The sequence below is a fragment of the Paenibacillus tritici genome, assembly GCF_018207515.1.
GTDB lineage: Bacteria > Bacillota > Bacilli > Paenibacillales > Paenibacillaceae > Paenibacillus_AQ > Paenibacillus_AQ tritici.
The window spans coordinates 7,616,352-7,642,117 of sequence record NZ_CP073365.1; the positions used below are offsets into that span (position 1 = coordinate 7,616,352).

General features: G+C 43.0%; 26 protein-coding genes. 6 read left to right on the forward strand and 20 right to left on the reverse strand.

Going from position 1 to position 25,766, the window contains the following annotated elements:
• Positions 1-65: 65 nt before the first annotated feature.
• The 11 genes from KDC22_RS32810 to KDC22_RS34115 form a co-directional block, all read right to left on the reverse strand.
• A complete protein-coding gene (locus KDC22_RS32810) occupies positions 66-614 on the reverse strand; it encodes a MarR family winged helix-turn-helix transcriptional regulator (protein WP_425516981.1) in 549 nt (182 codons plus the stop codon).
• Positions 615-670: 56 nt separating this feature from the next.
• The gene (locus tag KDC22_RS32815) at positions 671-2,035 is read right to left on the reverse strand and encodes an MATE family efflux transporter (RefSeq protein ID WP_211721656.1); all 1,365 of its coding nucleotides are present in this window, start codon (positions 2,033-2,035) and stop codon (positions 671-673) included.
• A 75-nt stretch (positions 2,036-2,110) separates the two neighbouring features.
• Positions 2,111-2,770 carry a dihydrofolate reductase family protein gene (locus tag KDC22_RS32820; protein ID WP_173134492.1) on the reverse strand — a complete coding sequence of 220 codons (660 nt, stop codon included), beginning with the start codon at positions 2,768-2,770 and terminating at the stop codon, positions 2,111-2,113.
• Positions 2,771-2,791: 21 nt separating this feature from the next.
• Positions 2,792-3,928 carry a sugar ABC transporter substrate-binding protein gene (locus KDC22_RS32825; protein ID WP_211721657.1) on the reverse strand — a complete coding sequence of 379 codons (1,137 nt, stop codon included), beginning with the start codon at positions 3,926-3,928 and terminating at the stop codon, positions 2,792-2,794.
• A 20-nt stretch (positions 3,929-3,948) separates the two neighbouring features.
• Positions 3,949-5,877, reverse strand: a complete 1,929-nt coding sequence (locus KDC22_RS32830) for an alpha-amylase family protein (protein ID WP_211721658.1) — start codon at positions 5,875-5,877, stop codon at positions 3,949-3,951.
• A gap of 36 nt (positions 5,878-5,913) precedes the next feature.
• A complete protein-coding gene (locus KDC22_RS32835) occupies positions 5,914-6,954 on the reverse strand; it encodes a zinc-dependent alcohol dehydrogenase (RefSeq protein ID WP_211721659.1) in 1,041 nt (346 codons plus the stop codon).
• A 212-nt stretch (positions 6,955-7,166) separates the two neighbouring features.
• Positions 7,167-8,081, reverse strand: coding sequence for an NAD(P)-dependent alcohol dehydrogenase (locus KDC22_RS32840; protein WP_211721660.1), 915 nt, complete (start codon positions 8,079-8,081; stop codon positions 7,167-7,169).
• Between the two features lie 14 nt (positions 8,082-8,095).
• The gene (locus tag KDC22_RS32845; RefSeq protein WP_211721661.1) at positions 8,096-8,332 is read right to left on the reverse strand and encodes a helix-turn-helix transcriptional regulator; all 237 of its coding nucleotides are present in this window, start codon (positions 8,330-8,332) and stop codon (positions 8,096-8,098) included.
• A 1-nt stretch (position 8,333) separates the two neighbouring features.
• Positions 8,334-8,780, reverse strand: coding sequence for a hypothetical protein (locus KDC22_RS32850; RefSeq protein ID WP_209987242.1), 447 nt, complete (start codon positions 8,778-8,780; stop codon positions 8,334-8,336).
• 140 nt (positions 8,781-8,920) lie between these two features.
• Positions 8,921-9,757: an alpha/beta fold hydrolase gene (locus tag KDC22_RS32855; protein WP_211721662.1), complete on the reverse strand. Its 837-nt coding sequence runs from the start codon at positions 9,755-9,757 to the stop codon at positions 8,921-8,923.
• Between the two features lie 147 nt (positions 9,758-9,904).
• Positions 9,905-10,075, reverse strand: coding sequence for a WCX domain-containing protein (locus KDC22_RS34115; protein ID WP_485020542.1), 171 nt, complete (start codon positions 10,073-10,075; stop codon positions 9,905-9,907).
• Positions 10,076-10,167: 92 nt separating this feature from the next.
• Here KDC22_RS34115 and KDC22_RS32860 point away from each other — a divergent pair, with 92 nt between their 5' ends.
• Positions 10,168-10,701, forward strand: a complete 534-nt coding sequence (locus KDC22_RS32860; RefSeq protein WP_211721663.1) for a dihydrofolate reductase family protein — start codon at positions 10,168-10,170, stop codon at positions 10,699-10,701.
• Between the two features lie 136 nt (positions 10,702-10,837).
• Here the strand turns inward: KDC22_RS32860 and KDC22_RS32865 are convergent, their stop codons facing one another.
• Positions 10,838-13,312 carry a glycosyl hydrolase family 8 gene (locus tag KDC22_RS32865; RefSeq protein ID WP_211721664.1) on the reverse strand — a complete coding sequence of 825 codons (2,475 nt, stop codon included), beginning with the start codon at positions 13,310-13,312 and terminating at the stop codon, positions 10,838-10,840.
• Positions 13,313-13,541: 229 nt separating this feature from the next.
• Between KDC22_RS32865 and KDC22_RS32870 the strand changes: the two genes are divergently transcribed.
• A complete protein-coding gene (locus KDC22_RS32870) occupies positions 13,542-14,462 on the forward strand; it encodes an AraC family transcriptional regulator (protein WP_246553809.1) in 921 nt (306 codons plus the stop codon).
• 91 nt (positions 14,463-14,553) lie between these two features.
• Here the strand turns inward: KDC22_RS32870 and KDC22_RS32875 are convergent, their stop codons facing one another.
• Entirely contained in the window at positions 14,554-14,796 is a 243-nt protein-coding gene (locus KDC22_RS32875) for a hypothetical protein (protein WP_211721666.1), read from the reverse strand.
• A 132-nt stretch (positions 14,797-14,928) separates the two neighbouring features.
• On the opposite strand from KDC22_RS32875, the gene KDC22_RS32880 reads away from it, so the two are divergent.
• Complete coding sequence (locus KDC22_RS32880; protein WP_211721667.1) at positions 14,929-15,771, forward strand: sialate O-acetylesterase; 843 nt, start codon at positions 14,929-14,931, stop codon at positions 15,769-15,771.
• A gap of 70 nt (positions 15,772-15,841) precedes the next feature.
• Here KDC22_RS32880 and KDC22_RS32885 read toward each other — a convergent pair whose 3' ends face one another.
• Positions 15,842-16,012, reverse strand: coding sequence for a hypothetical protein (locus KDC22_RS32885; RefSeq protein ID WP_425517085.1), 171 nt, complete (start codon positions 16,010-16,012; stop codon positions 15,842-15,844).
• A 301-nt stretch (positions 16,013-16,313) separates the two neighbouring features.
• Between KDC22_RS32885 and KDC22_RS32890 the strand changes: the two genes are divergently transcribed.
• Positions 16,314-17,216, forward strand: a complete 903-nt coding sequence (locus KDC22_RS32890) for a helix-turn-helix domain-containing protein (protein ID WP_211721668.1) — start codon at positions 16,314-16,316, stop codon at positions 17,214-17,216.
• A 132-nt stretch (positions 17,217-17,348) separates the two neighbouring features.
• Complete coding sequence (locus tag KDC22_RS32895; protein WP_211721669.1) at positions 17,349-18,077, forward strand: SDR family oxidoreductase; 729 nt, start codon at positions 17,349-17,351, stop codon at positions 18,075-18,077.
• Positions 18,078-18,342: 265 nt separating this feature from the next.
• Here KDC22_RS32895 and KDC22_RS32900 read toward each other — a convergent pair whose 3' ends face one another.
• The 3 genes from KDC22_RS32900 to KDC22_RS32910 form a co-directional block, all read right to left on the reverse strand.
• Positions 18,343-19,065: a formylglycine-generating enzyme family protein gene (locus KDC22_RS32900; RefSeq protein ID WP_211721670.1), complete on the reverse strand. Its 723-nt coding sequence runs from the start codon at positions 19,063-19,065 to the stop codon at positions 18,343-18,345.
• A gap of 193 nt (positions 19,066-19,258) precedes the next feature.
• Complete coding sequence (locus KDC22_RS32905; protein ID WP_246553192.1) at positions 19,259-19,606, reverse strand: restriction endonuclease; 348 nt, start codon at positions 19,604-19,606, stop codon at positions 19,259-19,261.
• A gap of 120 nt (positions 19,607-19,726) precedes the next feature.
• Positions 19,727-20,062, reverse strand: coding sequence for a helix-turn-helix domain-containing protein (locus tag KDC22_RS32910; RefSeq protein ID WP_211721671.1), 336 nt, complete (start codon positions 20,060-20,062; stop codon positions 19,727-19,729).
• A 143-nt stretch (positions 20,063-20,205) separates the two neighbouring features.
• On the opposite strand from KDC22_RS32910, the gene KDC22_RS32915 reads away from it, so the two are divergent.
• A complete protein-coding gene (locus KDC22_RS32915) occupies positions 20,206-20,592 on the forward strand; it encodes a HEPN domain-containing protein (RefSeq protein WP_211721672.1) in 387 nt (128 codons plus the stop codon).
• 237 nt (positions 20,593-20,829) lie between these two features.
• Here the strand turns inward: KDC22_RS32915 and KDC22_RS32920 are convergent, their stop codons facing one another.
• The 3 genes from KDC22_RS32920 to KDC22_RS32930 all read right to left on the reverse strand — a co-directional run bounded on the left by KDC22_RS32920 (position 20,830) and on the right by KDC22_RS32930 (position 25,746).
• Positions 20,830-23,688: an HD domain-containing protein gene (locus KDC22_RS32920; RefSeq protein WP_211721673.1), complete on the reverse strand. Its 2,859-nt coding sequence runs from the start codon at positions 23,686-23,688 to the stop codon at positions 20,830-20,832.
• A gap of 257 nt (positions 23,689-23,945) precedes the next feature.
• A complete protein-coding gene (locus KDC22_RS32925) occupies positions 23,946-24,641 on the reverse strand; it encodes an MAE_28990/MAE_18760 family HEPN-like nuclease (RefSeq protein WP_211721674.1) in 696 nt (231 codons plus the stop codon).
• Complete coding sequence (locus tag KDC22_RS32930; protein ID WP_211721675.1) at positions 24,634-25,746, reverse strand: GmrSD restriction endonuclease domain-containing protein; 1,113 nt, start codon at positions 25,744-25,746, stop codon at positions 24,634-24,636. The genes KDC22_RS32925 and KDC22_RS32930 overlap by 8 nt, the downstream gene beginning before the upstream one ends.
• Positions 25,747-25,766: the final 20 nt, after the last annotated feature.

The following is a 25,766-nucleotide window of genomic DNA, read 5'->3' on the forward strand; positions in this document are numbered from 1 at the left end:
GACCTAACTATATAGGAGTAAAAAGAGGCTAGCATTACTAGCCCATTCTACTCATTACTGATGTTTCATTTTGGTTTCGAGCCTGGTTCGTCCATAAGGGCAGAGATGCCTTGTGTAACCCGGCCCAGCAAGTCGAGGAATACGCTCCGCTCGTCTATACTGAGTAAGCCCACCGTGGCCTCCAGCCAAGCGAAATGCTCAGGAGCCATTTCACGTAGCTTCTTCGCTCCTTCTTCCGTCAAAATAACCGATTTCTGACGGCCATCTTTTGAGCTTAACCGTCTAGATACTAGGCCATCCCGTTCAAGAATGTCGATTAGACCTGTCACTGTAGCACGTGTAACGCCTAGATGCTCTGCTAATTGCGAAGGCAACTCTTCTCCCTCGTAATCTTCGAGATCTGCCAATACACGATATCGGCCTGTTGATAAGCCGAATCTGGAGAAATGAATCTCCGAGGCCTGACCAAGCTGGGCTCCCGCTGCCATTAGCCTAGACGCGACGAGTATAGCCTGTGCGTCTATGTCCAGGTTATAGCGATCAATCTGACGCTGGGATTGTACAAGGGAGGGAATAGCCTCCATGTCATTTATTTTTCTATTGTTGTTGTTCATACACATAGTATGGCACCTAATTACTTTTGTGTCAACCCGCATTGCAGTGTCGTCTGTTACATGGCCTTTTCAGCCACATCATGAACTAGATTTCTTATCCACTTGCGGGAGTAAATCCGGGCATATCCGAAGCCAAAGCGGACAACCTCCTCCAGGGAGATGACGAGATACACAAGGTACACAGGCTGGTTCCAGACATAGGACAGCAGCAGCCCGGAGGGGACACCTATCAGCCACGTTGTGGTCGATTCCAAGGTGAACACGAACTTACTGTCTCCCCCGCTGTTTAGAATTCCGCCAGCTATAATCATATTGGACACCTTGACCCAAAGAAATCCAGCAAACACGATAACGATATACATGCTCATTTGCTTAGCATCCTCGGAGATATTGAATGCAGAGACATACAGCTTCGAACCTGCCGCAATAATAACCCCGACAATCAGAGAGATAATGATGCCAAGGCGTATGAACCTTTTCGCGTGATCGAGTGCAAGTTCTGTTTCGTCCGCACCCAAACGGTTACCAACCATTACTCCTGCTGCACTGGCCAGTCCCGATAATAAGCCGATGCAAAGACCCTGCAGCGGGAAGGTAATAGTCATCGCAGTCATTTCCGTTGACCCCATACGGCTATAAATGATCGCATATACCGTTTCGCCCAATACCCAGATCAATTCAGTCAGTAGCAGCGGATAGGTCGTTCCAAAAAACTTGCGAATGAGCGGTTTAGGAATGATGAACAAGTTCTTTAACCCGACAGCTCCCGGTAAACGATATCGGTATACGGCACCAATGATCAACAAGCATTCTAAGATCCTGGAAATTAGGGTAGCAATGGCTGCGCCCTTCAGACCAAGCGCAGGAGCGCCGAAATGGCCGTATATAAGCACGTAATTCAGGATAATATTCAAACCCACTGAGATTAAACTTACATACATCGGCCATTTGGCATGGCCCGTACTGCGCAAAATCGCAGAATACATCATCGTGAGCATAACAGGCACAAAGCCGATCGACATGACCTGAAGGAAAATGTACCCCTCATCTATTACATTCACATCTGTAGTGAACAGGCTCAAAAAGAGCGGCGAATCCAGGAAGACAGCCGCAGAGAACAGGAAAGAGAACGTGAATCCGGCGATCAGCCCGAGACCCAGCACTTGGGAGACACTTTTGGAATCCTTGTTCCCCCAAAACTGGGCAGCGTAAATGGATACACCCGTCGATAAACCGGCTAAGACAACCGCGATGATCCCGTATATTTTGGTGGATATCCCCACCGAGGCAATGGCCACATCTCCAAGCTGCCCGACCATCAATTGATCCGTCAAATTGAGCAGTGCCATCAGCAAGCTTTGAAGCGTAACGGGCACAGCGATTTTATACACACTTTTATAGAACTCTTTGTTCTCTGACATGATTCGTACATAACCCCCATATTCTAGATTTTTCCATTAATCCATAGCCATTGCAGTCTATGACTTAGTGTGAGGTCATATCACCTTTTTGTAGCGCATGAGTGTGTAATTATCGTTTGGCTGAATTTCTACAACCTTGAACTTCTTCGCAAAGCTCAATTGCTGATACCCGTCTCCATCCACTAAAGTAATGTTCGTGGAGCCGCCGATGATGATCGGGAGCTGCATCAGAATAATTTCATCGACGATATCCTGATTGAAAATATGCCAGTTCAAAAATCCGCCACCTTCGACCATCAGGCTGGTGATCCCGTAATTTTCCTCTAACTGACGTTCAAGCTCCACAAAATCAACGGTATCCTTGCCGCAGATGAGGCACTCCTTCCCTCTTTCCCGGATCTGCTTGATCTTATCTTCATCCCGTCCTTTCTCGGTCGTAACAATAATCGTCTTTCCCTGATCCGAAAGCACATTGCAGTCCATCGGAATATCCAGGGTAGTCGTCGGTATGATACGGATTGGATTTTTGTTCTCCTCATACCGATTCGTAAGAAATGGATTGTCGGTCAGGATTGTATTTTTACCAACCATAATGCCCTGCACATTCCCCCGGAATAGATGGATGAATTCCATATCCTCACTGGAAAATAAAGAAAAAAGCTCTTTACTCGAATTCCCGGCCCCCATCGTGAGCTTTCCGTCGATTGAAATTTGGCTGAATATCGTTGTTTTCATTTCTCTTCTCCCCTTATCTGATTAGTTTTGTAATGCGCCCCAGGATGCTTGGAGGGTCTGTTCCATTTTTTTCAAGGCTTGTTCGGGATTGCTTAAAGGCAACTCGGTCAGACCCGCATTGAGCGCCTCCCAGACATGGATCATGAAGGGGTAAGTCGGCATCGGCCGTGTGTGGTCTAAAAGCGACAAAATCATTCTTTTATTAGGTGCAGCAGTGGCACTTAGGCGGTGCAGCACCTGCTCCTGAGCCGGAATTCGCTGCACGCCCTGCGTCCACAGGGTTTGGCATTCGTCACTCAGCATAAAACGCGTGAATGACAAAATATCTTCCCGCTCCTCCGTGGTTAACGAAAAATTCGGGTAGATCAGGCCGATGGAAGAAGACATAGATAGCGATTGCTGGCCTTCTATGACTGGAAGCTGGCAAACCTCAAGCCTATCGTTCATATGCTTGTCCAGATGGTTGTAGATCCACTCCCCACAAATAATAGCGCCGATCTTACCGTCAATGAACTGCTCTAGCAGTCCTGTAGAACCGTCGAGACTGACGAGTACGCCCTGATCCATCTTGTCGCGGATGAACTCAAGCGCTTGCTTCATTTCAGGGCTGACGATATTCGGCTTTCCATTCTGTACAGGCCAGCCACCGAAAGCTGTAAGGAACGGAATAAACCAATAGCCCTGTTGTAGATCCGCCCCAATGGGTACGATTCCTTGGGCGGTTAACCTCTCTGCTGCCTCTTCAAACACGTTCCATGTCGCCGGTGCACTGGGATAAATCTCCGGATTGTAATATACAACCAGATGATTGCCCCGCAAGACCGGGATACCATACTGGACACCCTCCATTTGCATCGTGGAAAGGGTCTCCTCAGTCAGCACATCCTCAAACAACCCGCCCGGAACCTCGGAGTAAAGACCATTGTCGACATAGGAGGACATATCGGCAGGAACCATCGCCAGATGCGGACCTTGGCGGGTATGTTTGATTCGGTTCAAGCGCGCAGTCAGATCCGTAATGTTCATCACTTGTGGCGTAATTTGTACGCTGAAGCGCTCTGTATACAGCTTGCAAATCCCCTCCAGCACTTCAATCGAGGTATCTCCCGGACCGTCAAACTCATGCCATAGCACGATTTCCTTGTTGTTCTTTTCCATTCACAGCCTCTCTCCCTTATCTAAAAATTGTTTACGAGCACTAGAGCCTGATTAGGCGCAAGCTGCAAGAAGTCGAACGCCTGACCTACGCTGCTACCCGTTAAAGAGCTATCCAGTGTTACGGTCATTGGGCATCGGCCGGGTACGGCCACGTTTAAATCGACTTGGCAGACAGCATCGGCACTCAAATTAAAGCAGCACAGCATCGTCTCATCCCCTTGCATATATCCGTATATAGCCGTACCTTCCGGGGATTGAGCCACGAAAAAGTTCTCCGGCTTCACGAGGTGATGCCAAGCTTCCTTAAATTCACTTAGCTCCGCCAGCAGCGGCAGCATGGGTGCAGGATTGGTCCAATTAATTTGCATGACATTAAAAAAAGCGCGGGAAATCTCCTCACCGTTCGTGTTGTCACCAAGACCACAGTTGAGGGGCTGCTCCTCATTCATTTCATAGCCCGTTGTCACGTAAGGAATTGCGTTCGGAAGAAATTGATTAAATACAGCGATCATCCGGGCAACCCCGACACCGCCCCGGCTCGTGATCCGGGGAGTATCTGCCGTTTCTGCACAAGCAAACACATGAATATTCAACTCGGGCAGCTCCTCTAAGAATGAAACCAGGTTCTCCTTAGTAATCTCCGTCATCACGTTCCATCCGCTTCCAAGCATAATGTTGTAGCCCGTGTTCGCTGCCTTCCTGTGATTGCGGTTGAACAAGTCTTCACTGATCAGGAGCGCATTCGGATTCATCTCTTTAATCGTGTCAAAAATACGAGTCAACAACGGAATAGGAAGCACATGTCCGATGTCGATGCGAAAGCCGTCAATCCCATACTTTTCGAGATTAAAGCGTACTGCCTGCTCCAGAACGTCCCATAACTCCCAATTCGGCTCCTCTCCCGGGTAGTCATTGCATTTAATCGTATCAAAAAGGACATATGGCGCCTGACCCCTGCTGATAAGATGTCTCACTTGCGGAGAGAAATCTTTATAGAGACGCAAGAACGTAATGTCTGTCCAAATCGGCTGCACATCATTAATCCAATCCGAATGCGCCGGAGAGGTTGTTATTCCCATCTCTTGCTCCACCAAAGTTAATAGCTCGTCTCCATAATTAGCAGCTCTTTCCTTCAACTGCTGCCAAAGGCTGGGATGAAGTTCATGGGGCGGCGGTGAGAACTTCCGCAGGAATGCTGCGGTCTCCTGGCTGTGATAGACCGTCTCCAAGTGGTCAGGCGTACACTCCTCAAAGAATCCAAGCTCAGGAATCGGCGGCGGCGCAAAGCCTTCTAATTCCTCAAGCTTGATCCAGTACACCCATTCGGGATGCTCAGTAATGAATGCACTGTTTCTCGCTGTTACACGAGGAATGAAATCGACAACCGTCTTGATATCGAGCAAATGACAAGCTTCTACCAAAGCGCTAAGCTCATCGTGAATGGTGAACTCTTCCATACCGTCCAACAAGCTGTCATGCAGGTTCTGGTCCAAGTGGAATAACGATTGCACAGCATAAGGTGACCCGATATCCCCCTTCAGATTTAACTTGCTGTACTGGTTTACTGGAAGCATATACAGAATATTGACGCCCATTTTCTTTAACAGCGGCAGAAGAATAAGGAATCTTAGAAAAGTGCCCGATTCGACTGCTCCGTCATGGTTGTAATCCCAGGCCGTCGAATAACGAATTAACGCAGAATAGATCGTGCTTTCGTCTAAATTCGTGCGTTCCTTGAGCAAATACCTCCAGGAAAGCTTGTCTACATACCTCAAATGCTCTGTCAAAAAATCATACGGATGCACACATATTTCACCGTCTTTTTCGAAGAGAATAGGCTTATAGCTGCACTCATTCCACACTGCAGGTATCCAAATCGGCTCTACCTCTCTGGCCTTGTGCATAGACAAGTAATCCTGAACAAGTCTAAATTTGTCTTCTTTGCCCATGAATAGATCCACCCCTCGCTAATTACAGCTCCACATTTAGGGAACAAAAACCGTCTTCACGGTATCACTCTCAACCACCTTCAAAGAATTCAATTCATAGCCGATCAACTCGTTTATTGCTGCTTCGTGCTGATTGAGCTTAACTTTTCTAGTCACCAGTTTCTCCAGTTCAGGTGTCTCAGCAGCAAACCGTATAGCTTCCTCGAACATGTAGCGGTATTCGCCTGCTGCGATAATTTTGATGGCCTGCTGTACGAATTTGGTAGGAGAAAAGGTGTACCGGTAATTCGCATTAATACCAAAAGGAACGATGCGGCCTCCACGCTCAATCCATTGCTCCGCCATTTCGAGCTGAGTGCCTACCGTGTCGATAATCACATCAAACTTATGTCCCGAGCAGATCTCGTCTACGGTGTCTTCATGTAATTGGGAAGGTGTCAGAGCATAATCTGAGATTTCTCTGGCAAAAGCCAACCGGTAAGGATTAATTTCCGTCGCAACGGTAAGCGCCGCCTTGGATTTACTCACAATTTGACTTAACAATCCCATCGGACCCGATCCAAGAATGAGCACCTTATCGTCTGCAGTGACATTAGCCTCTTTGAAATTGTGCAGCACACAGGCAAGAGGCTCGATCAAAACCCCTGTTTCCCAGCTCATATGGTCAGGAAGCAGGTGTGCAAACGTTTGTACAGTTGAGTAAAAAAAAGTGAATGTCCCATTTCGATTCAAACCTGCAATAGGCATCCCATTTCCATCGGTGCCCATGCAGAGATGCGGCTGTTTCTTCAAGCAAAAATAACATTTCTCGCAGCTTTGATTCGGATCAATAACTACGCGGTCGCCTACCTTAACGCGGTCAACGTTGCTGCCGGTTTCAATTACGGTCCCTACAGCCTCATGACCGCGAATAACGCCTGGAACCCCCTCCTCTTTCCCCGTGATGACTGCTAAATCTGTTCCACATACACCCGTCATCTCAATCCGGATCTTGACTTCATCCGGTGCTGCAATTGTCGGCTCTTCCCATTCGCAGAGCTCCAGCTTATGATTCGATGTCCACACAAGCGCCTCCATACGCATTCTCCTTCCCCTTTCACTTCTTTACTATCCATATTCACCCAGAATATATCATAGCTACCACGTAAAAGTAAGGTGAATTTTGTCGAATAATGTTAATAAATACATTTTATATAAAAATATAATAGTAAGCGCTTTAATTTCGACATTCGGATAACATACCAGAACAGCTCAAAGGGAGTGTTCTCACACTCCCTTTGAGCTGTTTCTTAGGATAGGGAACTTACAGTAATGACGACATTCCCCTTCTTATGTTTTTGTTCGACATAACGATGGGCATCCGGAATTTGTTCCAGCGAATAGCATCTATCAATAACAGGCTTAAGGGTACCGGCCTCAAGCTGCTCTTGGAGGAAGATAAGATCTTCAACGCGAGGCTTGTGTGACATATCCACACTCACATACTTCCCGTTCGTACGCAGTGCTTTTTTGAATGCCGATTTTTTGATTTTCGATATCTTCTGCCCAACGGCATCAAAGATCAGATCATAGCTTTCTTCATGCGCCATGAACTTCTGTTTCGTATAATCTATGACCCGATCGGCTCCTATAGATCTTACCAGCTCAAGATTAGCAGTACTGCATACCCCTGTTACATCTGCCCCATAATATTTGGCAAGCTGGACCGCATAAGTTCCCACACTTCCAGAGGCTCCATAAATAAGCACCTTCATTCCGCTCGCGAGTTTTCCCTTCCTTAGAAAATTCAACGCGGTGAGCCCCCCGACGGGAACAGCGGCAGCCTGCTCATAGCTCACATTGACCGGCTTCATGACCACCAGTCCATCTTCAGGCAGACATTTGTACTCGGCATATGCACCGAAGCTGAAACCACAAGACGCAAATATTTGATCGCCAATCTTAAAGCGTGTTACATTTTTGCCTGCGGCTTCAACTTCCCCGGCTAACTCAAACCCCAATATCGTTACCTTTTTGGGCCTTAAGAGACCATTGTACAATCTTGCAAGGAACGGGTCGGCCTTTCGCATACGCCAGTCCCCCGCTGTTACCGTTGCCGCATAGATTCTGACAAGGACTTCGTTATCCTTCGGTGCGGGTTTCTCTAGCTCCTTCAGGTGAAGCACATCAGGCGAACCGTATTTGGCATATACCATTGCTCTCATCCTTTACCCCCTATCTATTTCCCGCTTGGCTCCTCTGAATTTTCCCCATAAAAGAATACCTCTTCGAGCGGCAAGTTAAAGGTGCGGGCTATACGAAAGGCCAACTCCAGTGAAGGAGAGTAATTTCCTTTTTCAAGAGCTACGATCGTTTGTCTGGTTACACCTACCTTGTCGGCCAGCTGCTGCTGGGTCATTTCATTAAGATCGAATCGTAATTTTCTGATGTAATTGCCAACAAGAACTTTGCCCATCTTAGACTCCTCTCCTGTAGTAATACAGTCTCGATATTGAACCGGTTACGTCTGACAGAAATCCAGCGGCGATTAGGACGATGAACATTACCTTCAAAGGCTGGTCTATAACCAATGAGCCCATAGCCAGAAGGAAGCCACTGACAAACATAGCAAATGAATTTCGGAAGGCCAGCAAGCCGATGCGCTTATCCAGTTCGTCCGCGAATGCAGGTTCCTTTTCACCCGTCGTCATCCGGAAGATGATGTTAAAAACAATGCTGATCACGATATGTGCCGCGATGGAAACCAAGGTCAATACAAGAATGAAGGAACCCCAGTAATGGAAGGTTACTTTTGAATCCAACACTTCATTTGGATACTGCGGGTACCTGTACAGCAAATACACTGTAAAAATGAGCAGGGTGCTGATTAGCGATACGATGCTCTTCTTTTCCTGATAAGTCATGTATGACACCGCCTTTAGTATAGTTCACTAAACATAATGTATACCAAACTATACATCGTGTCAACTTTATCATACAAAAAAAACCGTCTTATGTATGTTATGATCCTTTTCATCATACATAAGACGGTTTTTTTGTAGTATCAGCCCTTCAAGAATTGCAACAAGGCATGGTTAAATTCCTTAGCGTGGGTAACATTGAATCCGTGGGGGCCGCCATGAATTACAACGAACTGGCTACCTGCGATCCGCTCATGCGCTTTTTGTCCACTGATCTCGACAGGAACGATCGCATCAGCATCACCATGAAGAATAAGCGTTGGCAATTTGAATTTCTCAAGGTCCGCACGAAAATCGGTATAGCTGAATGCCGAGATGCAATCAAGCGTGCCTTTCGGCGACGCAAAAGCTGCAATATCGCGATTGTATAAGCGGAACGCTTCATTTACCAAGTCAGTTCTATCCCCAGAGGCGAAGAAATTGGTTACAAACCCATCTAGGAACCCTAGACGATCCGCCTTTACCCCCTCTTGGAATCCTTTAATAGTCGCATCGTCAAATCCGCCGTCCGGGTTATCCGAGGATTTGTACAGATACGGCGGGACAGCACCGGCCAACACCGCTTTTGATACCCGATCCGCTCCATAAGTACCAATGTAACGCGCTACTTCTCCTCCGCCCATGGAGAACCCGACCAATGTCACATCGTGAAGATCCAGGTTCAACATCAACGCATGCAAATCCGCCGCGAATGTATCATAGTCGTATCCGTTCCACGGCTGGGAAGACTGACCGAATCCACGGCGGTCATACGTGATCACCCGATAACCGGCTTCCACTAGTGCAGGCACTTGCTTCTCCCAGGACCTTCCACTGAGTGGCCAACCATGAATCAGCACAACTGGCTTCCCTGTTCCGACATCCTCATAATGAAGCTCAATTGAAGTTCCATTCTCCTGCCCAACCGTAACCTTTGCCATTTGTACATCCCTCCATTTTTTGTTTTGCCGCTTCATGGGCTTCTACTACCCCTTTAATTGTTAAATATAGTTAAAATTTTTGACGTTGAGAATATAACAATTAATAGTCTAGCTGTCAACACCCCAGGAAAATGGATATTGAGTATGTTATGAATACTGACTTATAGTCTTCTCCAGCAACTCTCTGACGGATTCCTGCAACTCCCTTGGAGAGACCACCTTCACTTCCGGTCCGTATGCAAGCAGCTTCTGCCCATGAACGGGGACTCTTCCACAGGAATACAGCTGCTCTTGCCGCTGCGGGAATGATAAGCAAATGTAATCTCTCTCTTCTACACGGCTTCACCTAACTACGTCATATTTTGTCATAGTTCAAGTGTATCATTGAATCTAGAAGGGAGCGATTAACAATGTCAAAACAAAAAGTTGTGCTGTATATCGCTATGAGTCTGGATGGTTATATTGCAAGGCCCGATGGCTCTGTCGACTGGTTGTATGAGATCGAAGGGAATGGAGGGGATAACGGGTATAGTGAATTCTATGGAACTGTGGGAAGCGTAGTGATGGGGCGGAATACTTATGAAGAGGTGCTGAAGCTAGCCGATGAATTCCCCTATGCAGATAAACCGGCTTTTGTCCTTACGCGTTCCGGGCAACCCCCTGCGCCACATGTTGTTTTTACAGGCGAATCCATTGACCGGCTTATCCCCCGGTTACAACAAACCTCAGAAGGCAAGGTCTGGATTGTAGGCGGTGGATTGCTTGTCCAGAGCGTCCTGAAGCTTCAATTGCTGGATGAGCTCCAAATTGCGCTTATTCCCACCATTCTGGGGGAAGGCATTCCCTTATTCCCTGCCGGAACAGTGCCAGAGAATCTAACCTTAACCCATTCCGAGAGAATGGGTCAGATTGTGATGCTTCATTATCAAACACTTCGGTCATAAGCTCCATGATTGAGGGGTACTTATGATATGGTTCCCCGCGCTGTCTGTAGCGGCAAGCTTTGACCAAAAGGCCATCCCGCAAAGGATGGCCTTTCGTTCTTCCAACCTTTTTGCCATCCCGTCGCTTTTGCCCGTTTTATTGTGATATCTTTACATCGTCGAATTGGCCGGTACCTTGGGAAGCAAAGACACCGATAGTTCCAGAAGCAAATTGAGTATCTGTCGTGTAAATCCGCTCCGTTCCATCCACTGACACTTTGATGCTCGTTCCGAGCATGCTCAGTTTAACCGTGTGATAACTGTCTTCCGTATAGTTGCCGGCATACGAACCGATTGTGGTCCAACTGCCGTTCACGACTTTAGCCAGAACAAGGCTTTGGCTGCCGTTGAAGTAAGCGATATAGAAATTATTCTGGTTGTGCAGACGGCCGGCAATACCGATCTGAAGGTTGGTTCGGTTTCCTGTATTTACAGCTTGGACTTTAACTTTGGACTCATATGAATAATTGCTCCAGCTTTGGCTTTGTACGCGAGATACGCCCGTGTCATAAACTCCGCCGCTCGAATACACTTTTGTTAGGTCCGTGACAACAGACCAGTTGCCGCTGAAATTCGACCAATTGCTGCTCCCACTCTCAAAGGAATCGGACCATAAGATAGTTTCACTGCCACTGCCGCTACTCACATTTGTGGTTACGGAGAGAGCGCTGCTCGGAGCCGACACGTTGCCTGCGGCATCCCTAGCCCTGACAGTAAAGCTGTAGCTTGTGTCTGGACTTAACTCCGTACAAGTAAAGGACGTAGAGGCTGTCGTGCCGCAAGGCGTCGTGCCGTGGAAGATTTCATAGCCGGTAACCCCAATATTGTCGGACGATGCATTCCATGTCAAGGATACGGACGTATCGGATTTGCTCGGCGAGCTCAGACCTGTCGGTGTAGTTGGTGCCTGAGTGTCGCTTGATGGCGGATTCGTTCCACCGCCGCTTGGCTTATAAATTTTAAATTTGCCGCTGGCATGCAGAAGGCTCATCATATACAAACAGCCGTCATAATAGCGATATTGACCGGAAGGAATGGACGTATTCCAAAACTCATTTACGAACTCCCATGACTTAGTTGTTGTTGCAGCAAGTGTCCCTACTGCATTGGTTGCTACAAGGCCTGGAGAGTGGTCCGTCGAAAGTGATGATCCGCTTAGCGAATATTGGTTCGCATAAGCACCAATGCCCTGACCATGAAAGAAGCTCTGAACACGATCTGCATAGGTTGTCTGCCAGGAATCCTTGGCGAACCAGTGATAGTCCATCGCCACATTCATAATCGTTCGCCATGCGTCGAAGCGGAAGTCGCCATGGTTTCCAGTATTATTCGGTCTGCCGTCGAATTCCGCATAGTCCGGTCCTAAGCCTGTGGTAGAATGAGCCTGTTTCTTAAAGAACTCACGGCTTGTCGCGGCTGCATCGCGCCAGAATTGGTTGTTGTTATTATCCCAGAGTGCCCAGAGTTCATAAAACGCTGGCAGATGATAGGAGGGGTCTGAAAATCCGGCGGCACTGCCGTATGGGACGAAAACGACTTGCTTCTGTGTCAGGTCAAACAAAGTCTTCTGATCGCCGTTTGGAGTTAGAACCCGGTCAAGCAGTGTCTGCGCCTCAGTGCTGTAATTGTAGATTCCCGTACCGCTTCCCCAGCGATTAGCTGCGAAGAGCAAGGCCGTGATGAAATATTCTTCGCCATCTGAAGCCGGGTTTGTGTCGATTTTGTTGCCACTTGCGTCTACCTGCCAAGCAAAATAACCTTGCTGTGTTCCACTTGTGTTCTGCATATAGGTCTTGGCCCATTTCCAGAGACGATCGAATTCCGCCTTCTTGTCAAGCTGGACGGCGATCATCATCCCGTAAGACATACCCTCGCTGCGAACATCGTTGTTCGCTTTGTCAAGAATATAAGCCATGTCCGTACCTACAGGGTAGTAGATCCTCTGAGTGTCGTTATCCCCGTAGAACAGCTGCTGAAACGCGGCATTGACCTTTGCGTCAATCTCCGCATCGGACTTGCCAAATTCCTTGAACAGATTACGGTAAACCCCGGAATCAAAGGCCCCGGTAGTCGGAGGAACCGGGGCGGGAGGCGACAGCGCGGGAACACTATCGAAATAAAGCTCGTAGTAGTCGATCAACGTATCATTCGATCCATTGTCTGTCTCAAGCTTCAGTTGCACTTCTTGACTGCTGGTGCCGGTCACATCGAATAATACCGACTGAATAGCAGGGGTCGTACCCGTGAATGAAAGCGATGCTTTCTTGCTTCCCCCGACGTAGACCGAGACACCTGCTGCCGACGAATTACTCGACGCTCCTCTTACCCGCAATTCGTATTTCCCCGGAATAGTCGCGAAGGTGGTGCTATTCTTGACGAGATCATTGTTCGCATACAGCGCAACTCCGCTAAATGGTGACGAAATATTACTGGTATAGCTTCCCGCCTTCGTCGTCGACTCCGCCTCATACTTCGAAATGAATGTAGCGGCCTGTACTTCGGCACCGCCAATGAAGGTGAAAATGTTCAGTACCATAACAATCGCCAGCAAACTGCTCCAACACTTTTTCATAACACACCCCTCTTATCAGAAATATTAATAACCGCTTTTATAGTAAGCGCTTACAGAATCAAATTATAATTCACTTCATCTGTTCACACTATGTATGAAATCGTTCGTTATTTGTCCATTTGATGCCATAATTTACTGTTAAACTACTTTAGTTTTGATAAAGACAAAAGATGTCAGTGAGGATATGATGAACTCAGGAAGCGAGAACCTGTGAAGGGGCGTGATTGTAATGATAATAAAGTCCAAATTCTCTCATCAGCGGACACATGAATTTGAAGAATATTATCTGCCCAATATACACACTTCGTTATATGTACATGAAGCCCACTGGCGAAAGGTTCCTGCCAGTTGGTCCTATCCCGCCCATGAAGAGTCGATCTTCGAAGTCAATTATGTCATTGAAGGCGTCCAACTTTGCATACTGAATAATCAGCGTCATATTTTGCAAGCCGGGGACTTTATTATTATTCGACCGTTCGAAATGCATGAGAATTTCTGTGCCTCTGAGTCAGGATTGACTTATTTCTGTCTTCATTTCGACTTGAATGACATCCTGTTCCGAAAGATGCTGTGTAATACCGAGAATACCTTTTTTCCTAAAGAAAATGAGAACGCTTACGGTATTCGACAAAGCATCGAAAAATTAATCCAGCTTTGCGGCGACAAGAATAAAGATTGTTTGGCAAGCCGATTAGATATCGTTTCTGCCTCCATCAGCTTGTTTGGAGAGATGGGCAGGTGCTTGTCCGACTCCGAAACAAAACGAAGGCCAGATACCTCCATTCGCAATATCCAAATGGCGCACTTTGCCTCCGAGAGAATCATGAAGTTAGCCCCTCCATCCATCACCCGTCATGAGCCTTCTATGGAAAGGCAGTTTACGAATGTGGTTTCCAAAATCGCAGCAGAGCTTGCCATAAGCAGAACTTATCTGTACCGAATCTTTAGTCAAACCTTTGGCATGTCCCCTCGTCAATATTTGTCCTCCTTAATTCTGGATAACGCCAAGTTCATGCTGCTTGAAGACCACAAATCAATAGAAGAGGTCGCTTACAACCTGGGCTATTATGATGTCTCGCACTTTAGCCGCCAGTTCAAGCGGTGGACTGGAATGACCCCTTCACAATATCGGAACAAAATGAACTTGTAGTTTCAAGTGCAGAACCATTCCTCTAGTTTTGCCCCTACTTATGATACGGTTCCCCGTGCTGTCTGTAACGGCAAGTTAAAAGGCCATCTCTTTATTGGATGGCCGCATGCATCGCTTCCGCGATTATAAAGAAATCTTCTTGGTTTATCCCAAAAGTGGCCGGTACGGAACGGGTAGCCCCAGTTCCGCTTGCCTCGGGTGAAGGAATGGCGGTGAACGCTTGCAACGGCTCGCCGTCTCCTATCTCTGTTCGAAGAGAATAGTACACAAGCCAATCCCCATGTTGCATGCTGACCGTTTCCTCAAAATTACACAACGTTTCTTTCGTATTCATTGCTGAACCCAGCTCCTTTTTCTTACACTGAATCCAACACCAGGCATAGTGATCATTAATTGATTTTAGTCTAATCAGACTATATAATGATTCGATTAGTTTATATTAGGTATGTAAAGGAATGAAGATTAAATGATAAAATCATTTTTAATGTTGGGTCAATCTAATATGGCAGGCCGTGGATTCTTGCATGAAGTCGACCCTATATATAATGAAAAAATAAAAATGCTGCGTAATGGACAGTGGCAGATGATGACAGAGCCGATTAATTATGACCGTCCGGTTTCCGGTGTAAGCCTGGCGGCGTCTTTCGCCGATGCCTGGTCGAAAGCCAATTCTGATGAAGAAATTGGTTTGATTCCTTGTGCAGAAGGTGGCAGTTCTTTGAATGATTGGCATCCGGAGGGCATCCTTTTTCAGCATGCTCTGTCCGAAGCTCGCTTCGCCTTGCGGTCCAGTCAAATCTGCGGAATTCTTTGGCACCAGGGTGAGAGCGACAGTTATCATTCGCTGCATGAAACTTATTACGAGAAATTAACCCTTATCATCGAGACCCTAAGAAACGAATTGAATCTTGATGAGGTGCCGTTGATCATTGGCGGACTTGGTGATTTCCTTGGTAAGACTGGTTTTGGGCAGCAAGCGACAGAGTATAGACAGGTCAATGAACAATTGCAGCGCTTTGCTAACGAACAGCAAAATTGTTATTTTGTAACGGCGGCAGAGTTGACCGCGAATCCTGATGGCATTCATATAGACGCGGTTTCGCAACGCAAATTCGGCTACCGCTATTTCGAAGCTTTTTCGAACAAGTGTCATGTATTGGAGCCCCTGCCGGGGGAGGAGCTATCGCTGAAAGTGGAGCGCGACTATTCAAAATCAGAACAGATCTACCTTCTTAGCATGGATTTGGCTTTGGGTAAAATCACTTACGCGGAATTCGAAGCGCAGATGGTGAAGGTTATGCAGCCTTGATCCCTTTAACGTAACGGGTTTATCGGCGAAAACAAAGGGGCGGCCTGGAAGGCCGCCACTGTTGTTTATACTATGAATAGTCACGCTCTGCTGCGGTAACCATGAACTCCTCACCCTGGTAAGCAAACAACTGAATGATATTCACCTTCTCCCCACGTTCAATCTGCCCTATGTATGAAAAATGAAACCCGCCTATCTCCCCAAGCGCCTCCTGTGACAGGCCTGTCCAAAGTGTGGACAAGTTACTTTATTATCACTTAACAGTCACGATTCAGTTTTTCGCAGTAAACCCCGGTCATCTTCATAGTCGAAAACTGTATCCAGGAAAACTTGCTCGTTTGGAGCTAAATGAACAAGTCGTTTGAGCTTTTCAGCAAAGTATTCTCGCTGGGTTCCAGTTATACTAAAAGGATAAGTGTTGAAACGTTAACGTCAAAACGGCTTCTAATTATTCTACAGGTAAGCGCAGACTGGCATAACCGAAAGGATGATTAAGAAATGGAAACTAGAGCAATCGCAGGTACAAGTAAGGCGGGACGTCCATGGCTATGAGATCAAGCAAAATGGTCAAGGTGCCTAATGAACTGGTAAAGTTTCCTAATAAAAAAGGAAGCTTGAAGCTGGGTGGGATGTCCGTTATCGAAATCTGCTTTTACACGCAAGGCATAAAAGGAACCTTTTTTTTGCAGGATCATCTTCTGCTAATCGTCAAGTCGGGTGTCTATACAGTTCGCTTCGGTGATCAAGAATATACGATGCGGAGCAACGAAATGATGTTTATTCATAAATCAATGGGAGTCGAGTACGAGAAAGCGGGTGAACCCGATTCCGATTACATCCTCGACTATATGATGTTTTTCCTGAACGAGAAGATAGTAGATGAATTCCTCAAATTCGCCGGTTTAAAACCGATTTGTCTCGTGAATGATGTTGTTCCGATAACAGTCTTTCCGATCAATGACCGCATTGGAAGCTATATCGAGTCGTTAAAACCCTATTTCGAGAACCCTGACGAAGTCAAAGAAGGACTGGTTCGTGTGAAACTGATGGAATTGCTGTTTCACATAGCAGATTCGAATGATCGTTTGTTGCATCAAATGATGCAACCCATAAGCAAGGACAGAGGCAGCATCACAAAGATCATGGAGGAGAACTTCATGAATCCTGTTTCCCTTAATGACCTGGCCTATTTGTCTGGCAGAAGCCTGGCGACGTTCAAAAGGGATTTTCAAGCAATATACAACACCTCACCGCTCAAATGGATTCGCAATCGAAGGCTGGATAAAGCCAAGGAACTGCTAGCGGAAACAGCGTTATCTGTTACGGATATCTGTTTTTCGACCGGATTCGAAAATATCGCTCACTTTTCTAAAGTATTCAAGGAAAGATTCGGACTTCCACCGTCAGAGTTTAGACGTAAGCAGAGGTTGAAGAAGGATGCCTAAAGGGGCTAAAAATGAGCTAAATAAACAAATAGAATGAGCTTGTAGGCAAAGAAATTTATTTGTCCCCTTGATATTCTTAACTCATGCGGTAAACGCAGCCGTATTAAAACAAGAATGTAGGGAGGCAATTTTATGAATAAATCTATGATCGTATTAATTACAGGTGGAAACAAAGGTATCGGTTTTGAGACAGCAAGACAATTGGGAAATATGGGGTATGAGATTTTAATAGGAGCAAGAAGCGAAAATAAAGGACATGAGGCCGTAACGTTATTGGAAAAGGAGAAAATTAAAGCTAAAACAGTGGTTCTTGATGTCACGAACCCCAGCTCCGTTCTCTCCGCAGTAGAATGGATTGAGCAAGAGTATGGATTGCTTGATATCTTGATTAATAATGCAGGCGTGTTTTTCGAAGAAAACACCCCTCCAAGTGAACTGGAATTGTCTATTCTCAAGAGTACTTATGAGACAAACGTTTTCGGTGTATTTTCTGTCACTAAAGCAATGCTTCCATTGCTCAGATATTCTTCCGCCGGAAGAATCGTTAATCTTTCCAGCGCATTAGGTTCCTTAACCTTGAATTCAGACTCAACGTCAGAATTTTATAATGCGAATTCGCTCGCCTACAATAGTTCTAAAACGGCTGTAAATGCTTTAACCGTTTCCTTAGCTAAAGAGTTAAGCGATTCTCCTATTAAAATCAACTCCGTTTGCCCTGGATTTACAGCTACCGATCTAAATGGTAATAGTGGCTATCGTACAGTCGAACAAGCAGCTTCCATTGTAGTGGAGCTTGCCACAATACTTAATGATGGTCCAACTGGTGGATTTTTTGATGAGCATGGAGTTGTGGCTTGGTAAAACAGAAAAGCCAATCAGAATTCTGACTGGCCAGATAATTAGGAATGAGGGACCGGGTCGCCTGCAGCCGCACATGTGCACGCGGTCCACCTCGGCCAATGGCCGCGAAATATCAGAAGTGACTTCCGATTTCTATAAATTGATTTTCGCCATCACTTATGGTATGGTTCTCCGCGCTGTCTGTAACGGCAAGTTGAGGATCATCCTTGCAGAATGGTATTCATGATGAATTTAAGTCAATTTCGGCATGCTTGATGTCACGTTCTCAAGGTTTTGTAAGTGCTATTCTAAAACCAAGATCATCTATCTTGAGATCGGGCATGCTTTTCCTTCTACTGGTAGAACCACAGTTGTTCTCAACTTCAGCCCAGCTACCTCCCCGGAAGACTCTATAGTTCCCATATCGTTCAGTATCATATAGATCCCAGCACCATTCCCAAACGTTCCCAATCATATCAAAAAGTCCCCATGGATTAGGAAGCAGTTGTCCTACTTGATGAACGGAGCCATTGGAGTTTTCTTGATACCATGCAATTTGATCAATTCTTGCATATCGGTATCCCGTAGTTCCCGCTTTGCACGCATATTGCCATTCAGCGTCTGACAGTAATCGAAAGCCATTTGCTGTCTTGTTATATATCGTGTTCTCACTTTCATTTGTGAATATGTAGCATTCCGTCCTTCCAAGCATTCTGGACAATTCATTACAAAAGACAAGCGAATCCATCCACGAAACTTCCGTAATTGGCAGATTATTCACATTCGGTTCTACTTCTTCTTCATACATGACAAAATGATACAACTGCTGGGTTACCGGATACTTCATTACATGGAAAGGTTCGATCGTTTCAGTCCATGTAATAGCTTTTTTATTACTTCCAGGATCTGATAACCTGTAGTCAGAGCTAAACCATTTATTTGTGTTAATATAATCGCGTAATTCAATGGTCCCCCCCTTTACCGGCACCATCAAATTCATTAAATCCATTAGAAACCGCTCTCTGTCACTTCCGTATTTTTCGATAATCTTATTGACCTCCCTTGCTCATTTATCGCCAGAAAGTTTCATTTATTAACTGTATTATCCTGTTTAATAGCTCTGAAATGTACCCGCAAAAAACTTGCCGTTACTTGTGATACGGTTCGGCGCGATGGCTGAAGCGGCAAGTTGTGCATACTAGTTAAAGCGACATTTTTTTATTAAAGATATTTTTGTTACGCCTATATAGCCTTGGTCTTTCGACAGGCTTCGCATCTGCTGTAGGATCGGAAGTAGTGACCAGCAAAGATAGAAAGCAGTCATGATTTCTTTTAGCGCCTACCAGTTCACGAACCGTCATAACCTGTACTTTATTCTGGTCAGCATAACATTTGGCTTGAACCGCAGTTCTCTCGCCACGTTTATCAATAATGACCAAATCCACACCACCATCCCTACCTCCTACTCCTACTTCTTTAACACTATACCCTTGATCCCTGAAGTACAGAGACCACAACCGCTCAAACTCAGCACCATTGATTTTGTCCAAAGGTGTTCTTAAAAGTATATCGTCAGGTCTTAAACTACTGCAAAAAGCACAAACCAATGGCTTGCGCTTTTGTTTCTAACGATCTTTTTTGCCCTGAGAGGCTTGCTTCATAATTATTCTTTATAATAATTCCTTCAGTACATTTTTAGCCACACGTACCTTCTCCTCATTGGCCTCACGGAGCATGCTGACGATATCCTGTATATCATTTTCTGCTGCGGTAACCATGAACTCCTCACCCTGGTAAGCAAACAACTGAATGATATTCACCTCAAGCGATTCTGCAATCTTATGTAAATTCAATAAAGAAACGTTCTTCTCCCCACGTTCGATCTGCCCTATGTATGAAAAATGAAATCCGCCCTTCTCCCCAAGCGCCTCTTGTGACAGTGCCCGCTCTTTCCGAAGAGCACGTATCCGAGCTCCTACCTGCTTCAATATTTCCTTATCCATCACCGTATTCACCTCTCCATGTCCAAAGTGTAGACAAGTTTCCTAAAGGTAAACACCAATTAATAGATATTATTATTTATTATAATACTTATAGGTATTATAATAGGTGTGATACTTTTCCAAATATGCTATGGGAGGCTTTCACTATGGAAAGAAGCTTGCAAGAGAAAATCAACGACTATACAAGTCTAGCCCGTTATCACATGAAATTAGCTCATATTATGAGAAATCACAAGCAATACAAGACAGCGTTCTTTCTTTGTCATTCAGCCCTCATCTCCATGATTCGTGCGTTATACATCTATGAGAATAAGACAGAGTTCGGCTCAGAGATATCATTAAATGATCTGTTACTCCTGATACATACCGACTATCATCCTGGGCTTGAGATTGTGGTGTTTGTGGGTGAATTGAATTATCTCGTAAATGGGGAGGGGAAGGAGTTAGAGATGATAAAGGACGAGGATATGAAAAGAGTGATGAGACGGGCGGGTGAGGTTTTAGAAGAGTTGTGTTGGAGGGTGGGGATGTAGAGAGAGGTTATCATAGCAAGGGAAATACCTTTTTGCACTGATGAATTTATTCCCAATATAAAACAGAAAGTTAGAGTCGGACCCTTTACGTGTCTGACTCTAACTTTCCGCTTACTACTACTTATAATACGGTGAACCGTATCATAAGTAGGGCGAAATATTTGTGGTAACGGTTCGGCGTAACCGTTGTAAGACAACTTGTATGGCTGGTTTGAGAAGGGTCTTTTTTTTATATTTCTACTTATATTTCAGTATATACTTTGAGAGAATTTCAAAAGTGTTTGAGTGAATTGTTGCTCTGCTCTGCGGGCTATATGGCACTAAAACATTATGACCCATTACGTTTTTCAATACTTCGGTAAAAACATCCCTCACATCACTTTGGCCTTGTCTATAAACTTCAACTTTCCTTCTTTCAACCCTTGGCCCTAAATAATACTTGCAAAACAAATTAAACTTCTTAAAATTCTTATCAAACATCTCAAAGTCAAAATCATTTTTATCTGTCAGCCCTATCTCTAAACAGACAATATTTTTACCTACTTGCTTTTCAACTATCCCTTTCTTAAAACCAGCCCTCATTCTATCTTTTTCCAGTAAATATTTATACCGGTCCTTATGAAGAAATATTCTTTTTCCCTGAATAGAATAGTACTTGTCGATTTTAAGATAATCATTATCTATTGTATTTTTAAAATCAGGTATGGCATTTGGTTTTCTTTCAGAAAATATAATGCCATTAAGCGAATCTTCAGAATTCAAGAAATTGTCATTCAAGTCATTGAGCCATAACTTATTAATACTCATTAAATTTAGCCTGTCGATATTAAACGAATGGACTAAACAAAATCCATCTTTCAAAAATAATATATCTGATTCTTCAATTGCATTGAAATAATGAAATCTTGATTCTAGATTTACGTGCTTTAGTAAATTATTTATTATTTTAAATTTTCCATTTGAATCAAACTCAAGGGTAGGTATCTGTAAAAGATTAGCGAGAATATCTTTACATACATCTGCCACAAGTTCATCACTGAATGGTAGTTCACCATAGATCTTATTTCTATCTAATGTTAGAGGTAGATGCCCATCATAATCTGATATCATTAATAGTGGTATGTTTTTATCGAATATTGGAAAATCATATGAATTTAGTCTGTACCCATTTGGTATTACAATCCCGTTGCAAACTAAATCATAATACTTGTTAAGATTCGTATTAGTCCATCGAATTTCCTGATAATTATTTGAGTATAATACTTGTTGACTTATATCATCCTTCTTAATAATTTCTTTATTTTTAATTTTGTCAGAATACTTTTCCCAATCTATAGGGATTAATATTTTTATATTAATGTCGCTTGATTTATACCAATCATGCCAAGAAACACCTGAATAATTAGTTCCAATTCTAAGTTGTTCCTCCAATATTTCCATAATAGAGTTTGTTACTTCTATTTTTATTTCTGTACCTATAGTGTTTGGGTTTTTGTCGACTTGAACTTCAATCTGATCCTTTGCTAAACTTACTTCGAATTCAAAAGTTCTGTCATCATTTAAATTCCTAGTTTTTACTTTTATATTTTCCCCTAGTAAGAAACCTGCAAATACACCTACTCCAAATCTCCCATTTCTTTGAACTAACGAACTACCATTATCACGCGTGAACTTGTCTCTCCAATTTTGGCTGTTCCTGAAAGAAGCACCAGCTCTTAAAAAGTAGTTTACAATTATCTCTTCATTCATCCCGATACCATTATCTATAATTGAGAAATAGTTAGTATCATTTTCTTTGCAAATATCAATTATTATATTAGGTGTATAGGAACTGCTCAATCTTTCATCACATAATTTCCGTTCAAGACAAGCATCTATTGAGTTTTGCAATAATTCTCTTACACCAAACGACGGATTATCTCCATATAAAGGTGCGATTAGTAGTTTGATCAATTCAGGAGAACTTTGGCACCTAATTTCTCTTGGAAGATAGCTTACACTTTCCGAGAATTTATCGATTGAATCAAGATTTGATTGAATTCTTCGGATTTTGATTCCCAAACTTCTGAAGTTTTCCATGAAATTGTATACCTCACCTAATATAGCCCATGAAGTATCAATTTCAAATTGTATATCTTTAAATCGCTTTATTAGTTTCAAATATCTGATGCTATCACTTGGCTCTGCAATAATAAAAAGAGCTTCTCTATCAGGTAACTCATAATTAATCTCTTTGACAGATTTGTGTAAATCCCACTCAAGCTTTGAAATAGTACTAGATATATTATTTGTATTCAAATAAATTTGCGGCGCTCTTTCAGAAGTAATATGTAAATAATCGGAGATACGCAGGATTACCATTTGATAAATGCATTTAACATTTCGTGGATTTCTCCAAGCTTTGTCAAACTTTTTTTGTAGATAGTCAAAAGTATTCCGAATATCCATTCCATGACTTCTTGCTACTATACCAATTATATCTTTAAGACCACTTTCCATATCTGGTGCAAAATCGATTACAGAATCGTTTGTTTTTGGAAAACCAAAAATAGCAATTTCATGTGCCAGCCTCGGATGATGACGACGGATAAATTCACCAATTACTTTTCTATCAAGTCGAGATAAATAGTCTTTATTATTTGGGAGTTCCTTTATTTCAAAATCTTGACCAAATAGATTTATCAACGATTTTCCACTAAGTTTCTTTAACTCGTTAATATATGAATGCCAAAGTTCTGGCCATGATTTACTATCAAGTTCTTTTATTCTATTTTCTGCGTAACTACCATTAATTATTGACTGAAAGCCTTCGTAAGTTAAGTGCATTCCAATGTCATGTAATAAGATTGATAGTATTAGCGAACAAATATCCTCAGGAGTCAATAAGTTAAGTGCGCTATCTTTTGATAAAAATAGAGATGTTTCAAGGACTTTATTAATATGATCCATCTTATGTTCGGTATATTCTGGGAAAAATTCAAATTGACTATGGTATATTATCTCCGTAAAGTCAGAAACGGTACTATTTACAATAACGTGCAACTGGTTATTTTTCTTTATTATTGCAGTGAATTCATCAGGAATATTTAACACCATTTTATGACAGCTCCCTTAGTAAAATCATTTTCTATAATTCTATAATTTTCCTTAAGATAAGTCTCTAATATTTTCAAGTATGTACTTTTTGAAGAATTACTTAAGTGAATAGTCAGTGAAAAAATTACAAATTAATGATATCACATGGATGCGCCCTACAAATGATACGGTTCACCGTAACATTTGTAGGGCGAAAAATAAGGTCACCCAATTGAGTGACCTCACCGCAAATATTCTGTATTAATTATGACTAACAATCAACTTTGGACCTGTTTTAGATATTTTTCCTTATATGCAGCATCAAATACTAATTCCTTAAACTTCTCCATAAGTTTTAACATTTCATGATATAGATTTTGAAATTCTTCTTTCGCCCTTTTTTCTTCATCACTTTTATTTTTCCTAGGATCCACAATTAACACATATTCACCATGAGCAATTTTGTTTCGCTCAAGCACTAAGTTTTCCTTTATAAAGTTATCCTTTATCTCAAAAGCTTCACAGTCCAAACCCAAACTAAATAATATATCTTCTAATATTGCATAGGTTAAGTTTGAATCAGTATCTACAATAAGCTTATCCATTTCATCAACATTAAATATTTTTTCGGATTCATATAATAACTCACTTATAATTTCAGAATGTGATAAACATCTATTAGATTGCCTCGAGTTAACTATTGTTTTCTTCATTGATAGAGTTATGAAATTATCTTTCATATCAATACATTTTATATTCAGACTGTTTAAATATTTTAAATACTCTCGAGCAGTTGTTTTAATGAACCCTTCCCAATGACCATACAATAATGTTATTCCTGATCTTATTGATGTAACTAGTAGATTCTCCTCTGATTCATCAACATTATTTTTAAGTATCGTAAGCTCACGTTTTCTCCAAGAGATATTTTTATCAAGTTTTGTTTGGAATTTCTCGAGCGAGTACTCAGCCATTCATAAATACTCCCTTGCTTAATGTAGCTAGTTCTTTCAACCTCGTAATAGGGCGAGCGCCCCCTCTAGTTGTAACGTTTAAATATTCCTGAGAAATATATATTTCTTTAATAATCTGACTCATTTCCTCTGGTGCCTTCGTATTTATTTCATCTATATTCTCACTTAAACCTGCAATAATCACTTCAAATGCTGGCATCGAGAAGGCCCCTCTAAATTTGCCCTTCTCATGATCAAATTTTCGAAAAGTGTCATCTGAGAGAATTCTATCCAGGTAGTCAAAGGTCTTATAAAAAACTGCTTCTTCCTTTTGTAGATCTAATGCTCCATTTTCAGCTATATTTATAATTTCTTCCGAAATATAATCTCCAATATCTTCGTTACCTTTAATATTACTTAAATCTGCATGTCGGATAACTAAATAACGCATTAAAATTTCCATATTAAACTGTTCTAATTGTTGTTTTTCTGAAAGAGGTATGCAATTTACAAATGACTGATGTTTCACAAGTTCTACTGCCCACAAATAAAAGTCCCTATTAACCATTATTAATAGACAATTTCTAACTTCTTGGTCTGACAACTTTGTTCCACCTGTATTGATTCTTTGAAAGAGTTCGTACTTAGCATCTTTATCACTAGTCTTTTTAATAATTTTAATATCAAATTTCGATCTTTTAAAATCAATTCTTAACTCTTGAGTAAAGGAATTTTCTAGGTCATCAGGGCTTTCCCACATTTTATTCTCTAAAGATGGTAGAAACTTTGTACCTAATAATTTACTAGGCGGCTTCAACGTATTATCAGGGGCTTTTAATAAACCCATAAATTCAAATATTGTCGATAGTCTCTGCAGTCCATCGATAACATCCCATATTCCCTTCTCACCATGAGAGACAAAAATCGGCGGTATCGGTATTCCTAAAAGTATTGATTCTATTAATTTAGTTTTTTGGGCGTCTGACCATCTAAAAAACCTTTGAAATTCCGGATTAACCTTTAATTCGCCATCCCTATACATATTTGCCAACTCTCCAATTGACATTGGATATCCATCCGCTTGAATTTCTTTTGCTTTTTTATCTACCTCTTCTTGTAATGACATTCTTATCCCTCCCAAGTGTT

Bases quoted from the DNA above. Each gene is read 5' to 3' on its own strand.
- KDC22_RS32930 (WP_211721675.1), bottom strand. From the start codon at position 25,746: ATGTCATTACAAGAAGAGGTAGATAAAAAAGCAAAAGAAATTCAAGCG.
- KDC22_RS32820 (WP_173134492.1), bottom strand. From the start codon at position 2,770: ATGAAAACAACGATATTCAGCCAAATTTCAATCGACGGAAAGCTCACG.
- KDC22_RS32875 (WP_211721666.1), bottom strand. From the start codon at position 14,796: ATGAATACGAAAGAAACGTTGTGTAATTTTGAGGAAACGGTCAGCATG.
- KDC22_RS32855 (WP_211721662.1), bottom strand. From the start codon at position 9,757: ATGGCAAAGGTTACGGTTGGGCAGGAGAATGGAACTTCAATTGAGCTT.
- KDC22_RS32880 (WP_211721667.1), top strand. From the start codon at position 14,929: ATGATAAAATCATTTTTAATGTTGGGTCAATCTAATATGGCAGGCCGT.
- KDC22_RS32850 (WP_209987242.1), bottom strand. From the start codon at position 8,780: ATGACTTATCAGGAAAAGAAGAGCATCGTATCGCTAATCAGCACCCTG.
- KDC22_RS32900 (WP_211721670.1), bottom strand. From the start codon at position 19,065: ATGGATTTAATGAATTTGATGGTGCCGGTAAAGGGGGGGACCATTGAA.
- KDC22_RS32835 (WP_211721659.1), bottom strand. From the start codon at position 6,954: ATGGAGGCGCTTGTGTGGACATCGAATCATAAGCTGGAGCTCTGCGAA.
- KDC22_RS32830 (WP_211721658.1), bottom strand. From the start codon at position 5,877: ATGGGCAAAGAAGACAAATTTAGACTTGTTCAGGATTACTTGTCTATG.
- KDC22_RS32815 (WP_211721656.1), bottom strand. From the start codon at position 2,035: ATGTCAGAGAACAAAGAGTTCTATAAAAGTGTGTATAAAATCGCTGTG.
- KDC22_RS32845 (WP_211721661.1), bottom strand. From the start codon at position 8,332: ATGGGCAAAGTTCTTGTTGGCAATTACATCAGAAAATTACGATTCGAT.
- KDC22_RS32870 (WP_246553809.1), top strand. From the start codon at position 13,542: ATGATAATAAAGTCCAAATTCTCTCATCAGCGGACACATGAATTTGAA.
- KDC22_RS32895 (WP_211721669.1), top strand. From the start codon at position 17,349: ATGAATAAATCTATGATCGTATTAATTACAGGTGGAAACAAAGGTATC.
- KDC22_RS32890 (WP_211721668.1), top strand. From the start codon at position 16,314: ATGGCTATGAGATCAAGCAAAATGGTCAAGGTGCCTAATGAACTGGTA.
- KDC22_RS32810 (WP_425516981.1), bottom strand. From the start codon at position 614: ATGAACAACAACAATAGAAAAATAAATGACATGGAGGCTATTCCCTCC.
- KDC22_RS32825 (WP_211721657.1), bottom strand. From the start codon at position 3,928: ATGGAAAAGAACAACAAGGAAATCGTGCTATGGCATGAGTTTGACGGT.
- KDC22_RS32840 (WP_211721660.1), bottom strand. From the start codon at position 8,081: ATGAGAGCAATGGTATATGCCAAATACGGTTCGCCTGATGTGCTTCAC.
- KDC22_RS32860 (WP_211721663.1), top strand. From the start codon at position 10,168: ATGTCAAAACAAAAAGTTGTGCTGTATATCGCTATGAGTCTGGATGGT.
- KDC22_RS32865 (WP_211721664.1), bottom strand. From the start codon at position 13,312: ATGAAAAAGTGTTGGAGCAGTTTGCTGGCGATTGTTATGGTACTGAAC.
- KDC22_RS32920 (WP_211721673.1), bottom strand. From the start codon at position 23,688: ATGGTGTTAAATATTCCTGATGAATTCACTGCAATAATAAAGAAAAAT.
- KDC22_RS32915 (WP_211721672.1), top strand. From the start codon at position 20,206: ATGGAAAGAAGCTTGCAAGAGAAAATCAACGACTATACAAGTCTAGCC.
- KDC22_RS32925 (WP_211721674.1), bottom strand. From the start codon at position 24,641: ATGGCTGAGTACTCGCTCGAGAAATTCCAAACAAAACTTGATAAAAAT.